This window comes from Verrucosispora sioxanthis, from assembly GCF_010560025.1.
Taxonomy (GTDB): Bacteria; Actinomycetota; Actinomycetes; order Mycobacteriales; family Micromonosporaceae; genus Micromonospora; species Micromonospora palythoicola.
In genome coordinates, this window is record NZ_SAIY01000012.1 from 35,679 (window position 1) to 49,959 (window position 14,281).

A 14,281-nucleotide genomic window follows, 5' to 3' on the forward strand; every position below is an offset into this window, starting at 1 on the left:
ATGGAACAGTCCACCGGCTTCGTCATGGCCGTCGACGCGGTGACCCGCCATGTCATGTCCGCCCGCCCGGACGCGCCGGTCCGACCCGACGTACCCCGGCCGGAGCGGCTGGTGGTCACCCGCCGGCTCGCCGCCGGGGCGCTGCGCCGACTCGCCGACCAGATCCAGCCCCGTCCAGCCCGCACCGCCCGCCTGCCGGACGGGGGCGGTGGCGCGGGCGGTGGGCAGGCAGACTGGAGGCCCATGTCTCCGTTCACCCCCAGCCTGCGGTTGCACGACCGCTACGTGCTGCACGACCGCGTCGGCCTCGGCGGAATGTCCGAGGTGTGGCGCGCCGACGACGAGGTCCTGGGCCGGTCGGTCGCGGTGAAGGTCCTCGCCGGGACGTTCGCCGTCGACCCGGACCTGCGGGCCACCCTCCGGCGGGAGGCCCGCGCGGCGGCACGCCTGGCCCACCCCCACGTGACCCAGGTGTACGACTACGGCGAGGCGGCCCTGACCGACGGCAGCGTCGTGCCGTACCTGGTGATGGAGTTGGTCGACGGGCGGAATCTCGCCGACCGGCTGACCGACGGTCCGCTGCCCTGGCGGCCGGCCCTGCGGATGGCCGCCGAGGTGGCCAGCGCCCTGGCTGCCGCGCACCGCCTCGGCGTGGTGCACTGCGACGTCAAGCCGGGCAACGTCATGCTCACCGACAACGGTGCCAAGGTGCTCGACTTCGGTATCGCCGCACTCGCCGGGGCGCCCACGCCCGGTGGGCGACCGGCCGGCGGCGCCCTGATGGGTACGCCCGCGTACCTGGCACCGGAGAGGTTGGGCAACGACCCGGCCCATCCGGCCAGCGACGTGTACGCCCTGGGTGCACTGCTGTACCGCGCCCTCACCGGTGACGTGCCGCTGCCCGTGCGCAGCTGGCCGGACGCGGTCCGGGTGCATGCCAACCGACCGGCCGTGGCACCCCCACGGGTGCCGGGCCTGCCGGCGGACCTCGCCCAGCTGGTGCTGGCCTGCCTCGACCCTGATCCGGAACGACGTCCCACGGCCGGACTACTGGCCACCTGGTTGCGTGTGCCGCCGCCTCCGGTCCGGCGGCGCCGACCACGGACGACGGGCCGGTCACCGGGCCGGCGTCGTCAGCGGCGGCGAGCAGCAGCCACCGGAGTCCAGCCGGCTGGTGCGCCACCATCCGCCGACCCTCATCGAGCCGGCGACCGCCCGGACGTCCGGCATCGCACCACGATCCGCGACTCGCCGACCACTGCGTGCCCAGGTCGGCCGGCAGCCGGACGGCCGCTGGCCGGCGCGGGTCTGGCCGGCCCGCCCACCGGCGCGCTCGTCACGTTCGCACTTGTCCTGCTCCTGGGTTTGGGCGCGGCACTCGTCCTCGGCGACCGGAGCGACGGCAGCCGACGGCCACCCCCACCACGCCCGCGGCCGACCGGCCGTCCTCCGCCGCGCCGGTCTCACCACGACCCGCCGCGACCTCACCGGCCAACCCGCCGGAGCCGGCGAGCCTGCGGCGGGCGGCGGTCGAACTCATCGCGCTGCTCACCGAGGCACAGCTCACCGGCGAGATCGAGCGGAAGGCGGCCGACCGGCTGCGCAAGGAGTTGACCGAGCTGGTCGGGAGCCGGTCGAAGGACCAGGAGAAGCGACTGGAGGATCTGCGCGAGCGGCTCGACGACGAGGTGGACCGCGGTCGGCTCCCCGCCGACTTCGCCGACCGGGTGGACGACGTGCTGGACCGGTTCGAGGAGACCCTGCCGCAGGGCTGACCCCCGTCCGGCACCGGCCAGCAGCCGGTCGGTGCGCACGGTCAGGTCAGGGTCGCCTGGACGAACTCACCCGGTGCGGTTCCGGCGCGGGCGAGGACCGAACCATCCGACGACCAGATCGCCGACCGTCCGGCCGTCTCGGCGTAGCCGCCACCGGTGGAGCCGGCGAAGCTGGCGACCGCGACCACGACCCGGTGGGTGGCGCAGATCCGCATCGCCCGCTGATCCGGCACGTGCGCCTGAGCGGCGGCGTCGACGATCGAGGCGGCGTACACGTCGACGCCGGCAGCGCAGGTCTGTTCCGCGTGCGCCACGACCCCGGTGTCCTTGCAGATCGCCAGGCCGATCCGCCAGCCGTCGACGTCCAGCACGACCGGTGCCGGTCCGGGGCGGAAGCGGCGGGCCTCGACGTCTCCGAGCCACATCTTGCGGTACGCAACCCGTGCCCCGCTGCCGTCCACCGCGAGGGTGGCGATGTGCTCTCCGGCCACCGGCGCGCCGACCAGCGCGACCGCCCCTGCCGCCGTACACGCGGCGACCAGCGGCGCGAGCCGCGGATCCGCCGGGTCGACCGGCGCGGCGTCGAGTTCGTAACCGGTGAGCGACAGCTCCGGGAAGATCACCACCCGGGTCGCGGCGGCACGGACGATCGCGGCGTGCGCCGCCACGTTCGTCTCCACGTCGTACGACACGCACGAGGGCTGGGCGACGGCGATGGTCAGCGGAGGGCGGGACACCCGCGCAGCCTAGTTCCGAAAAGTCGACGCCGATGCAGCGACTCTCAGGTGTGGTTCGTAGCGTGTAGGACATGACGCATGTCCGGTACGCCTCGCCCTCGGTCGTCGGCCAGTCCGCACCACCCGAGGACGGTCTGGTCGGTTTCGTCACCGACCTGGTGGAGCGGCTCGGTGGCCCGGGTGCTGGGCTGGCCGTGGCGCTGGAGAACCTGTTCCCGCCGATTCCCAGCGAGGTGATCCTGCCGCTCGCCGGGTTCGTCGCGGCGCAGGGGCGGATGAACGTCATCGGGGCCATCTTCTGGACGACACTCGGTTCGCTGCTCGGCGCCCTCGCGCTCTACTGGGTCGGCGCCGCGCTGGGCCGGGAGCGGACGCGGGCCATCGCGGCGCGGCTGCCGCTGGTGAAGCTCAGCGACATCGACCGGACCGAGGAGTGGTTCCTGCGGCACGGCGTCAAGGCCGTCTTCTTCGGACGGATGATCCCGATCTTCCGGAGCATGATCTCCATTCCGGCAGGGGTGGAACGCATGCCGCTGCTGACCTTCGCGGTCTACACCACGCTGGGCAGCCTGATCTGGAACACCACCTTCGTGATGGCCGGTTACCTGCTCGGCGACAACTGGCACCTGGTCGAGGGGTACGCCGGCATCCTGCAGAACGTGGTTATCGTCGCCACGGCGTTGGCTGTCGTCTGGTTCGTCGTCACCCGGTTGCGCCGCTCGCGTCGAGCCGGCGGACTGCGGTCGAACGACAGCGGTGCCGGCCTGACCGACGCGACGCCCACCGGGGTGCCGGATCCCGACGGGCGGGGCACCATCTACCGCAGCGTCTGGTCGGACGGCCACGAGCGGACCGACCAGGAACCCCGGCGCTGATTCCGGCCGGCCCGGTGCGGACGGCACGCCCGCCGCAGCGGCGCCGGACGTGTCGGTTGCTCCCGAGGAGGTGTGGTGCGCGGATCGGACTGGGCGGACGAGGTCGGTGTGGTGGAACTGCCCGGCGGGATCCGGATGCGGGGCCGCCGGATCGGTGATCCGGCCGCACCGGCCGACTTCAGCCTGCTGCTCGCTCCTGGGCCGGTGCCCGGTTGGGCGTACCGGCGGGTCCGGTGGCCGGATTTCTGGATACCACTGGACCGGGCGGACGCGTTGGACGCGCTCGGCGAGGCGCTGCGTCGCGGGTACGCCGGCCAGCGGGTGGAGGTGGCCTGCCGGGGTGGCACGGGACGGACCGGCACCGCTTTGGCGGCGCTGGCCATCCTCGACGGGTTGCCCGCCGAGGACGCGGTCGGCTGGGTACGCGCCGCCTACCGGCCGGGCGCGGTGGAGACACCCTGGCAACGGCGCTGGCTGCGCCGGCTGTCCGCGGCGTAACGGGACCGACCGCCGGTGTGGTGGTCGGTCCGGCGGGATGTGCAGCCTGCGCAGCGTCGACGCCGGAGGAGCACCCACCCACGGCCAGGCGGGTGCCGGAGCCGGCCGACGGGCGCCACCGGCTCCGGCGGTGGTCAGCCGGCCACGTAGTTGCGCAGGTGGCGGGCGGTGAGCGTGTCGCCGCGCGCCACCAGGTCGGCGGGGGTGCCGGTGAACACGATCCGGCCGCCGTCGTGACCGGCACCCGGCCCGAGGTCGATCAGCCAGTCCGCGTGGGCCATCACCGCCTGGTGGTGTTCGATGACGATCACCGTGTTGCCGGCGTCGACGAGCCGGTCGAGCAGCGCGAGCAGTTGGTCGACGTCGGCCAGGTGCAGTCCGGTGGTCGGTTCGTCCAGCACGTAGGTGCCGGCCTTGTCGGCCATGTGGATGGCCAGCTTGAGCCGTTGTCGCTCGCCGCCGGAGAGGGTGGTCAGCGGCTGGCCGAGGGTGAGGTAACCCAGCCCGACGTCGGCCATCCGGTCCAGGATGATCCGGGCCGGCCCGCTGGGGAAGAAGTCCCGGGCCTCGGCCACCGACATGCCGAGCACCTCGCTGATGTTGCGCCCGCGCAGCCGGTAGGTGAGCACCTCGTCGGTGAAACGGCGACCCTCGCACTGCTCGCAGACGGAGGCGACGCCGGCCATCATCGCCAGGTCGGTGTAGACCAGCCCGATGCCCTTGCAGGTGGGGCAGGCGCCCTCGGAGTTGGCGCTGAACAGGGCGGCCTTGACCCCGTTGGCCTTGGCGAAGGCGGTGCGTACCGGGTCGAGCAGGCCGGTGTAGGTGGCCGGGTTGCTGCGCCGGGAGCCACGGATCGGGGCCTGGTCCACGATCACCACACCGTCGCGGCCGTGCAGTGAGCCGTGCACCAGGGAGCTCTTGCCGGAGCCGGCCACCCCGGTGACCACGGTCAACACGCCGAGCGGGATGTCCACGCTGACGTCGTGCAGGTTGTGCAGATCGGCGTGCCGGATCGCGAGGTGCCCTTGAGGCGTACGGACCGGTTTCCGCAGCCGTACCCGGTGGTCCAGGTGCCGACCGGTGAGCGTGTCGGAGCGGCGCAGGCCGGCCACGTCCCCGGTGTAGCAGATCCGACCACCGGCGGCACCGGCACCGGGACCGAGATCGACCACGTGGTCGGCCACCGCGATGGTCTCCGGCTTGTGCTCGACCACGAGCACCGTGTTGCCCTTGTCCCGCAGCCGCAGCAGCAGGTCGTTCATCCGGGCGATGTCGTGCGGGTGCAGGCCGACGGTGGGTTCGTCGAACACGTACGTGATGTCGGAGAGGCTGGAACCGAGGTGCCGGACCATCTTGACCCGCTGCGCCTCACCACCGGAGAGGGTGGCCGACTCCCGGTCGAGGCTGAGATATCCCAGACCGATCTCGACCAGCGAGTCCAGCAACTCCCGCAGGTTGCCGGTCAACGGGGCGACCGACGGGTCGTCGATGCCGCGGATGAACCCGGCCAGGTCGCTGATCTGCATGGCGGCGCATTCGGCGATGTTGCGGCCGGCGATGCGGGAGGCCAGCGCCGCCGCGTTCAGCCGGGTGCCTCCGCAGCCGGGGCAGGTGGTGAAGGTGACCGCCCGGTCGACGAACGCCCGGATGTGCGGCTGCATGGATTCCCGGTCCTTGGCGAGGTAGAGCCGGCGTACCTTGACGACCAGACCCTCGTAGGTCAGGTTCGTGCCGCCTACCTTGATCTTCGTGGCGGGCTTGTGCAGGAGGTCCTGCCACTGCTGCGGCGCGAAGTCCTGGAGCTTGACGTCCGGGTCGAACAGGCCGGAGCCGACGATGGTCTGCCAGTACCACGTGTCGACGGCGAAGTTCGGCACGGTGATCGCGCCGTCGTTGAGCGACTTCTCCACATCGACCAGTTCGTTGACGTCGAGATCGGAGACCCGGCCCAGGCCCTCGCAGGTGGGGCACATCCCCTCGGCCAGGTTGAAGCTGAAGGCGCCGGCCCCGCCGACGTGCGGCTCACCCAGCCGGCTGAACACGATGCGCAGCATGGCGTAGGCGTCGGTGGCGGTGCCGACGGTGGAGCGCGAGTTGGCGCCCATCCGTTCCTGGTCGACCACGATGGCCGGGGTGAGATTGCGTAGCGAGTCCACGTCGGGCCGGGAGAGGTTGGGCATGAACGACTGGAGGAAGGCGCTGTAGGTCTCGTTGATCAGCCGCTGGGACTCGGCGGCGATGGTGCCGAAGACAAGTGAGGACTTGCCGGAACCGGACACGCCGGTGAAGACGGTCAGCCGGCGCTTGGGGATGTCGACCGAGACGGCGTCGAGGTTGTTCTCCCGCGCCCCGCGTACCTCGATGACGTCGTGACTGTCGGCGGCGGACCCTGCTGGCTGCTGCATGCGAACCCTTCGCGAGATCGTGGACGGACTCCCGCCCGGGAACTGGCTTCAGATGGCCTGGCCGGGTTCAATTGTCTCATTCACATGCATGTGGAGACTTTCGCGGCATACTGCGCGCTGGTTGGCGTGATAGGTGACGAGAAGTCTCAAACGACATGGGAGGCTAGGCTGAGCCGGTGATGGATCGTCGGGGCAGCGGACGGTTGCGTGCGGTGGATCTCGCCGCGACGGCGGGTGTCTCCGTACAGCAGGTCCGCAACTACGTCGACCTCGGCGTGTTGCCTCCGGTCGAGCGCACCCCGAGCGGTTACCGGATCTTCACCGACGCGCACGCGCGGGCCCTGGCAGTGGCCCGGTCGGTGGCCGACGGGCACGGCTGGACGCGTACCCGGGAGATCATGGCCGCGGTCCACCGGGGTGACCTGACGACGGCGCTGGCGTCGCTGGACGCCGGACACGCCGAGTTGGACCGCGAACGGGCCGAGATCCGGATGGTGCTCGGCGCGTTCGAGACGGTGGTCGTTGGTCCACGCCGGCCCACCGCCGGGCCACGTCGGGCGGTACGCGTCGGCGTCGTGGCCGACCTGGTCGGGGTCCGCACCTCACAACTGCGGTTGTGGGAAGCGCGCGGCCTGCTGCGCCCGGCCCGCGAGGCGGGCACCGGCTACCGGGTGTACGACGAGGCCGAGCAGCGTGCCGCCCAGGTGGTGGCGCTGCTGCGCCGGGGCGCGTACCCGTTCGAGATCATCACAGCGGTGCTCGACGAGATGCGGACCACCGGGAGCCCGCAGCGGGTCCGGGCCGAGCTGGCCCGCCGCGAGCAGGAGCTGCACCGCCGCAGCCGGCGGCGGCTGGCCGCCTCGGCGACCCTGCACGACTATCTGTGCCAGCTGGCCGGCTGACACCGCTCGGCCAGGCACCTGGACCGAAGGCGGTGATGTCACGACGACAAGTTCATGTCTGAGTGACATCACCGCCTGAAGGCGACCTCGCAGCGGAGGCTCGGTCAACGTGGTGCTCGAGGGAGCACTCGTGTCACCACCGCTCGCCGCTGCGGTGGATCAGGTCGTCAACGCGCCGAGCAGGGCCTGGCCAGGTTGACCAGATCGGCGGGGCGGTTGCCGTCGACCCGGCCGATCGCGGTGGCGATGCGGTTGATCGCCGCGACGCGCCGGTCCTCCAGCGGGCCGATGATGGCGTTGCGCACGAAGTTCGGGCCGCCCTGCGGGTTGGCCGCCTGCCGGGCGAGGCGGGCGTTGGCGTCGGCGATCTGGCTCTCCAGGTTGGCGAGTTCCCGCCGCACCTCCGCCGCGGCCTGAGCCGGCACCGTCGGGAGCCGGTCGGCCACCGTCGGGCAGTTCACCCGCTGCGCCACGCCGGCCCCCGCGTTGCCGTTACCGGCATTCCCGTTGCCGTTGCCGTTGCCCGCGTTGCCGTTGCCCGCGTTGCCGTTGCCCGCGTTGCCGTTGCCGGCGTTGCCGTTGCCCGCGTTTCCGGCGTTGCCGTTGACGGCGCTGGGCACCCCTGCGGCGTTGAGGCCGCAGGTGGCCAAGCTGGCGAGGTCGGGGCGTTGACCACCGACACGCGAGATGTTGATGCCGATGCGATCGAGGGCGGCGGTTCGCTTGCTGGCCAGGGGCCCGAGGATGGCGTTCTGGACGAAGGCGGGGCCACCCTGGGGGTTGGCGGCCTGCTGGGCGAGGCGGGCGTTCGCCTCGGCGATCTGCTTGTCGAGGTTGGCCAGTTCCTGCTCCACCCCGGCGACGGCGGCGGCGGGCACGTTGGACAGCTTGTCCCGTACCGTCGGGCAGTTCGCCGTCTGCGGCTCGGCCGCGTCGTCGGCGGAGGCCAGCGTCAGACCGCCTCCCAGGAGCACCACCGCCAGCACACCGACGCCACCGAGCTTCAAGGCAGCGTGCTTGCGGTGCTGCTGCGTACGCCTGACCATGCTTCTCTCCTCATGATTGACCGCCCGACGGGTCGGCCCGTCGGCTGGTGCGCAAAGGGGTGCCCGGAAAGACACTCGGCGACGGCGGCCGGCCCCGCCCCGCCTGCCGAGGACCCTCGCGGGTGACGTCGGACCGAGCCGCGCGGGAGCGCTCCCGCCGCAGGTCCGGGCGTTTCATGTGTTCGGTCGTGGATACGGGGGGTGGGCGCGAACGGTTCAACAATCCGCGGCGAGGATCGCGACCTGCGCCCGACCCGAGCCGGCCGGGCGGGGTGGGCGACACCGACGATCCTGCCGTTAGTCTGCGTCTTCATGAGAATCCGGGCCCTGGCCACCGGTTGCGCCGCCGTCGCCGCCGTGCTGATGCCGGCGACTGTCGGTGCTGCGGTGACCACTGTCGGTTCCGGATCGTCCACCTCGGTCGCTCTCCCGGCCGCCGCCGTGCCACCGCTACCCCCGTCGGTGCCCGCGACGCCGGCCCCGACGGTCGTGCCCTGCCCGAAAGCGGTGGCGCCGAAGGTGTCCCGGTCGCCGAAGCCGACGCCACCGCCACCCGTCGCGGCGCACCGGATGGTCGGCGGAGAAGCGCTGGCCACCCCCGGCCTGGTCGTGCCGCCGGGAGTGCCGGCCCCGCCGAGGGTGACGGCGACCTCGTGGCTGGTGGCGGATCTGGACACCGGCGAGGTGCTGGGTGGCTGCGGTCCACACGAGTACGCCACCCCGGCCAGCGTGCAGAAGCTGCTGCTCGCCGCGACCATGCTGCCGAAACTCGATCCGGCGCAGGTCGTCACGGTCACCAGGGAGGACCTGGACATCGCCCCCGGCAGCTCGGCGGTCGGGCTGTTGCCGGGCGGTCGCTACCGGGTGGAGACGCTCTGGCTGGGGCTGCTGCTGCAGTCCGGCAACGAGGCAGCGAACGCGCTGGCCCGCCTCGGTGGCGGCGCCGACGGCGTGGCCGGCGGGGTGCGGGCGATGAACGAGCAGGCCAGACTGCTCGGCGCGTACCAGACCCACGCGGTCACCCCGTCCGGGCTGGACGCCCCCGGCCAGTTCACCAGCGCGTACGACCTGGCCCTGATCGCGCGCGTCTGCTTCGCCAATCCGACCTTCCGGCGGTACGCGCTCACGGAGCGCGCCCGCATCCCGGCGCAGAAGGCGGTGCGGGGCAGGGGCTTCGAGATCCAGAACGAGAACCAACTGGTGTACCGCTATGCCGGTGCCCTCGGCGGCAAGACCGGCTTCACCGACTACGCGCGGCACACCTATGTCGGCGCGGCCGAGCGGGACGGTCGCCGACTGGTCGTCACGCTGCTCGGCGCCGAGCCCCGGCCGCAACGCGGTTGGGAGCAGGGTGCCGCGCTGCTCGACTGGGGCTTCGCGCTGCCCCGGCGGACGAGCGTCGGCCGGCTGGTGGAGCCGGGGAGTTGGACGCCGCACCGTCACCGACGGTGACCGGGTCGGCTGAGGTGGCACCGCCGCTCGTCCCGCCGCGAACCGGCACCGCTGCCGCTCAGCCGGCCGGCACCGCCTCGGCCAGCGGCGGGCCGGGCGCGGGGATGCTCGTGGCGCTGGCCGTCGGAGCGCTCGCGATCACCCTGGCCTTCCTCGCCGCTCGCCGGGCCCGCCCCACCGAGTAGGGCCTGGTGCGAATCCGCCCTCGTCGAGGGCCGGCCAGATCCAGGATCCGAGGGTGGGTGATGGTCGATTTGCGGGCCTCGTCGGAATTCACCCGATAGTGTCGCTGATTGTGAGAGCTTCCGCACTTTCGGTCGCGGTGGCTGCCGCGCTGCTGACGACGCCACTGGTACCGGTCGCCGACGCCCAGGCGGCGGCGCCGGTGCGGTGTCCGCGTCCAGCGCCGCCCGCCCCCGGCCCCACACCTGCGGCGGCGCCGTCACCGGACCCGGTGCAGCGGGCCATCGGCGGACCCCGGTTGGCCACTTCCGGTCTGGTGGTGCCGCCGGGCGTACCGACGCCGCCGAAGGTGGCCGCCACCTCGTGGCTGGTGGCGGACCTGGACACCGGCGAGGTGCTGGGCGGCTGTGGTCCGCACGAGTACGCCACCCCGGCCAGCGTGCAGAAGCTGCTGTTGGCCGCGACCATGCTGCCGAGACTCGATCCGACCGACGTCGTCACCATCACCGCCGGTGACCTCGACATCGAACCGGGAAGTTCCGCGGTGGGGCTGGTGGCGGGCGGCCGGTACCGGGTGGAGACGCTCTGGCTCGGGTTGCTGCTGCGCTCGGGGAACGAGGTGGCGAACGCGCTGGCCCGCCTCGGTGGCGGCGCGGACGGCATGGCCGGCGGGGTACGGGCGATGAACGAGCAGGCGAAACTGCTCGGCGCTCACCAGACGCACGCGGCGACGCCCTCCGGGTTGGACGGTCCCGGACAGTTCACCAGTGCGTACGACCTGGCTCTGATCACCCGGGCCTGTTTTGGCGACGCGCGTTTCCGGCGCTACGTGGCCACCCGGGAGGCGACCATCCCGGCCCAGCCCAGGCAACGCGCCAAGGGCTTCACCATCGACAACGACAACCAGCTGCTCTACCACTATCCCGGCGCGCTCGGCGGCAAGACCGGCTACACCGACCTGGCCCGGCACACCTACGTCGGCATCGCCGAGCGGAACGGACGGCGGCTCGTGGTGACGTTGCTGGGCGCGGACGTGATCGACAAGCGGGGCTGGCAACAGGGCGCGGCCCTGCTCGACTGGGGATTCGAGCTGCCTTCGGCGGCCTCGGTGGGGGTGCTGGTGAGCCCGGGCTCGGCCACCGCCTCGGCTCCACCGGCCGCCGTACCCCGCGGGCGTTGCCGGGCGGCGCGTCCGGCGCGGAGACCTCGCAGGCGGCGACCCTGGCCGGTCGCCTGCGGTCGGCCTCCTGATCGGCCTCGCCGTCGGGTTGACGCTTCTCGCCGGCGGTCTGGTGGGCCGCCGGCGCTGGCGGCACCGTACCGCCGCGACGCGCGCCGGCCGGCGGTGAGGTGACCTCGCCGCGCACCCTCGCCCTCGGCCTGACGGCGACGCTGGCGCTGGTGACCGGTGGCTGCGGACGGGGTGACGAACCGGAGCCGACACCACCACCACCGTCGCCATCGGTGTCGCCGGGCTTCGTCGTTTTGTCCGATGTCGACGATCGCATCCTCACCGACATCCGGTACGCCACGGCGGCCAACTTCGTCGGCCGCCGCGTCGACGGCTACCAGGAACCGCTGTGCCTGCTCACCGCCCGCGCCGCCGAGGCGCTGCGCCGGGTGCAGGACGCGGCGCTCGCCGTCGGCCGCAGCCTCAAGGTGTACGACTGCTACCGCCCGCAGCGGGCCACCGACGACTTCCTGCACTGGGCCGCCCAGCCGGATCAGGACGCCACGAAGGCCGAGTTCTACCCTCGGGTGCCAAAGACCGAGCTGGTCGACCGCGGCTATCTCGGCGCACCCAGCGCACACAGCCGGGGCAGCACCGTCGACCTCACCCTGGTCGACGTGCCGCCGCCCGAGCAGGCGCGCGTCGAGCCTGGCCGGCCGTTGGTGGCCTGCACCGCCCTGTACGCGCGGCGTCTCGCCGACAACAGTGTCGACATGGGTACCGGCTTCGACTGCTTCGACCCGCTGTCGCACACCGACTCGGATCGCGTCGGTCCCACCGCGCGGGAGAACCGGCGGCAGCTACGGCACCTGATGACCGACGGTGGATTCGTCGGCTACGACCGGGAGTGGTGGCACTTCCGCTACCGCGACGAACCCTGGCCCGACACCTACTTCGACCTGCCGGTGACCCGCTCCTCGGCCGGCTGACCCCGTCCAGGGTCAGCGCGGCCCGACGATCCTGACCGACCCGACGAACAACCGCCACGCGGACGGCGGACGGGGCGGCTATGCCGTGGGCAGAATTGCACGCGTTCCGGCGGGAGTCGCGGGCAGGCTGGCGAGGTGAGGGCGGACTTCAGCGGTGAAGTGGCGGCGTACTACGCGAGGCATCGACGCGGTTACCCACCCGAGGTGCTCGACGCCCTGGCCGCCGCGTGCCGGCTCGGCATCGAGGACACCGTGCTCGACCTCGGCTGCGGCACTGGCAAATTGACTCTCCCGCTCGCCGCCAGGGTCGGAGCTGTCATCGGCGTGGACCCCGAGCCGGACATGCTGGCCAAGGCCCGCGAGGCCGCCTTGAGCGCGGCGAGAGCCAATGTCACCTGGGTACTCGGCACCGACCGCGAGCTGCCCACGCTGGGCCGGCTCCTCGGCAATCGGTCGATCGGCGCGTTGACAGTCGCCGTCGCCGTCCACTTCATGGACCGCGACACGCTGTTCGCCGACGCCCGCCAACTGCTGCGACCCGGCGGCGGTATCGCCGTGATCACCAACGGCGCTCCCTTGTGGGCGCAGGACGACGAGTGGTCGGTGGTGCTGCGCGACTGTCTGCAACAGCTGCTCGGGCATCCGGTCAACGCCACCTGTCAGACCGACGAGACAGGTCGCCGGCTCAACCAGGAGGCTCTCGTCCGGGCCGGCTACCGGTACGCCGAGTCGTTTGTGCGGTACGACGCGCAGCTCACCGTCGAGGACATGGTCGGCGGCGTCTTCTCCGCCATGTCGGCCGACCGGCTGCCCTCGGCGTCGGGCCGGGCCAAGTTCACCGCTGAGGTGCGTGGTGCCCTCGGCGGGCGGGACCACGTCACCGAGCGCGTCCAGGTGTGGTTGCAGTTCGGCGTCGTGGACTGATCGCAGCGACAGGGCACAGCGGAGACCGGGGGAGAGGTCGTCGACAGCGACCGGCACCACTGCGCGGCCTTGCGAGGTGTGGGTCGCGGTCATGTCGGCGGTGACGCAGGTCACGTTAGCGTCGCCGTACGCCGACACCACCGCCGGCGCTCACCGAACCACAGGGAGCGTCATGATCAGACCTGTCTCGCGCCTGCTCGCCGCCGTCGTCGCGGCCCTGCTGCTCACCCCGGTGGCACCCGCCCACGCCGCCGACACCCCGCACACCAGGACCCCCGTGTCCGGAAACCTGTCGACCTATCGCATCTCGGGGGTGTACGTCGCCGGCATCTCCTCCGGCGCCTACCTGGCCGGCCAACTCCAGGTGGCCTACTCGCGACGGATCAGGGGAGCGGCGCTGTTCGCCGCCGGCCCCTACTACTGCGCGCAGAACAACGTCGCGCAGGCGCTGTACGGCTGCGGCGACAACATCTACCCGACATATCTGAGCAGCCTCCAGGCGTACACCCGGACCTGGGCCGGATATGGCTGGGTCGACCCGGTCAGCGGGTTGTCCGGCGAGCCGGTCTACGTCTTCCACGGTGGATCCGACGGCACGGTGAAGCGGTCGGTCAGTGACGACCTGGTCCGCTACCAGCAGCACTTCGGCGCCAGCGTGCAGTACGACAGCGGCTCCTCGGCCGGGCACGGCTGGGTCACGCCCTACGGAACGGTGGGCTGCACGGCCACCGCAGCGCCGTATCTCAACGACTGCGGCACCGACCCGCAGCGGACCTTCCTGCGCAAACTGTTCGGGTCGGTCCAGTCGCCCAACACCGGCCCGCTCGGCGGCACGCTCGTGCGGTTCAGCCAGAACGGCTTCGCGGTGAACGGCTGGGCCAACGGCCTGAGCATGGACGCCAACGGTTTCGCCTACGTCCCGTCGTCGTGCGCCTCGGGCGCGAGTTGCCGGCTGCTGGTGGCGCTGCACGGTTGCCTCCAGGGGCACAGCCGGGTCGGGACCGTCTTCGTGGACCGGGCCAACCTCAACCAGTACGCCGACACCAACGCCATGATCGTGCTGTACCCGCAGGCCATCACCGCAGCCAGCAACCCGAACGGATGCTGGGACTGGTGGGGTTACCTCGGTGCCACCAACTACCCGATAAAGGGTGGTGCACAGGTGGAGACGGTGATGAACATGGTGCGCCGGTTGGGCGGCTGAGGACGAACGCACGACCGTCCACCAGCGCGAGCTCGTCTTTGACCAGGATCACGACGCATGCGGATAACGGGCGTCACCGGATAGGGTCGTTACACCGGCTGATGATCTCTGGGGAGG

At 72.0% G+C, this 14,281-nt stretch carries 12 protein-coding genes and 1 pseudogene; 10 read left to right on the plus strand and 3 right to left on the minus strand.

Annotation, left to right across the window (positions count from 1 at the left end):
- Both ENC19_RS26420 and ENC19_RS30695 read left to right on the plus strand, forming a co-directional pair.
- The gene (locus tag ENC19_RS26420; protein ID WP_235945141.1) at positions 1-1,614 is read left to right on the plus strand and encodes a serine/threonine-protein kinase; all 1,614 of its coding nucleotides are present in this window, start codon (positions 1-3) and stop codon (positions 1,612-1,614) included.
- Complete coding sequence (locus ENC19_RS30695) at positions 1,611-1,775, plus strand: hypothetical protein (RefSeq protein WP_235945142.1); 165 nt, start codon at positions 1,611-1,613, stop codon at positions 1,773-1,775. Before ENC19_RS26420 ends, ENC19_RS30695 begins: the two co-directional genes overlap by 4 nt.
- A 41-nt stretch (positions 1,776-1,816) precedes the next feature.
- Here the strand turns inward: ENC19_RS30695 and ENC19_RS26425 are convergent, their stop codons facing one another.
- On the minus strand, positions 1,817-2,512 hold the full coding sequence (locus ENC19_RS26425; protein ID WP_309246026.1) for a carbon-nitrogen hydrolase family protein: 696 nt from the start codon (positions 2,510-2,512) through the stop codon (positions 1,817-1,819).
- 71 nt (positions 2,513-2,583) lie between these two features.
- Between ENC19_RS26425 and ENC19_RS26430 the strand changes: the two genes are divergently transcribed.
- Positions 2,584-3,387 (plus strand): DedA family protein, encoded by an 804-nt coding sequence (locus tag ENC19_RS26430; RefSeq protein ID WP_164449785.1) that lies wholly within the window; start codon positions 2,584-2,586, stop codon positions 3,385-3,387.
- A 135-nt stretch (positions 3,388-3,522) separates the two neighbouring features.
- Entirely contained in the window at positions 3,523-3,885 is a 363-nt protein-coding gene (locus tag ENC19_RS26435) for a protein-tyrosine phosphatase family protein (RefSeq protein WP_166459170.1), read from the plus strand.
- A 134-nt stretch (positions 3,886-4,019) separates the two neighbouring features.
- Here ENC19_RS26435 and ENC19_RS26440 read toward each other — a convergent pair whose 3' ends face one another.
- Positions 4,020-6,293, minus strand: coding sequence for an ATP-binding cassette domain-containing protein (locus ENC19_RS26440; protein WP_164449787.1), 2,274 nt, complete (start codon positions 6,291-6,293; stop codon positions 4,020-4,022).
- Positions 6,294-6,472: 179 nt separating this feature from the next.
- On the opposite strand from ENC19_RS26440, the gene ENC19_RS26445 reads away from it, so the two are divergent.
- Positions 6,473-7,195 (plus strand): MerR family DNA-binding transcriptional regulator, encoded by a 723-nt coding sequence (locus ENC19_RS26445; RefSeq protein ID WP_164449911.1) that lies wholly within the window; start codon positions 6,473-6,475, stop codon positions 7,193-7,195.
- Between the two features lie 167 nt (positions 7,196-7,362).
- Here ENC19_RS26445 and ENC19_RS26450 read toward each other — a convergent pair whose 3' ends face one another.
- Positions 7,363-8,241: a hypothetical protein gene (locus ENC19_RS26450; RefSeq protein WP_164449788.1), complete on the minus strand. Its 879-nt coding sequence runs from the start codon at positions 8,239-8,241 to the stop codon at positions 7,363-7,365.
- A gap of 363 nt (positions 8,242-8,604) precedes the next feature.
- On the opposite strand from ENC19_RS26450, the pseudogene ENC19_RS26455 reads away from it, so the two are divergent.
- The 5 genes and pseudogenes from ENC19_RS26455 to ENC19_RS26480 all read left to right on the plus strand — a co-directional run bounded on the left by ENC19_RS26455 (position 8,605) and on the right by ENC19_RS26480 (position 14,164).
- Positions 8,605-9,878, plus strand: a pseudogene (locus tag ENC19_RS26455) (D-alanyl-D-alanine carboxypeptidase family protein).
- A gap of 110 nt (positions 9,879-9,988) precedes the next feature.
- Positions 9,989-11,230 (plus strand): D-alanyl-D-alanine carboxypeptidase family protein, encoded by a 1,242-nt coding sequence (locus tag ENC19_RS26465; RefSeq protein ID WP_164449790.1) that lies wholly within the window; start codon positions 9,989-9,991, stop codon positions 11,228-11,230.
- Positions 11,227-12,036 carry a M15 family metallopeptidase gene (locus ENC19_RS26470; RefSeq protein WP_164449791.1) on the plus strand — a complete coding sequence of 270 codons (810 nt, stop codon included), beginning with the start codon at positions 11,227-11,229 and terminating at the stop codon, positions 12,034-12,036. The genes ENC19_RS26465 and ENC19_RS26470 overlap by 4 nt, the downstream gene beginning before the upstream one ends.
- A 135-nt stretch (positions 12,037-12,171) precedes the next feature.
- Positions 12,172-12,960 (plus strand): class I SAM-dependent methyltransferase, encoded by a 789-nt coding sequence (locus ENC19_RS26475; protein ID WP_164449792.1) that lies wholly within the window; start codon positions 12,172-12,174, stop codon positions 12,958-12,960.
- Positions 12,961-13,132: 172 nt separating this feature from the next.
- A complete protein-coding gene (locus ENC19_RS26480) occupies positions 13,133-14,164 on the plus strand; it encodes an extracellular catalytic domain type 2 short-chain-length polyhydroxyalkanoate depolymerase (RefSeq protein WP_164449793.1) in 1,032 nt (343 codons plus the stop codon).
- Positions 14,165-14,281 lie beyond the last annotated feature (117 nt).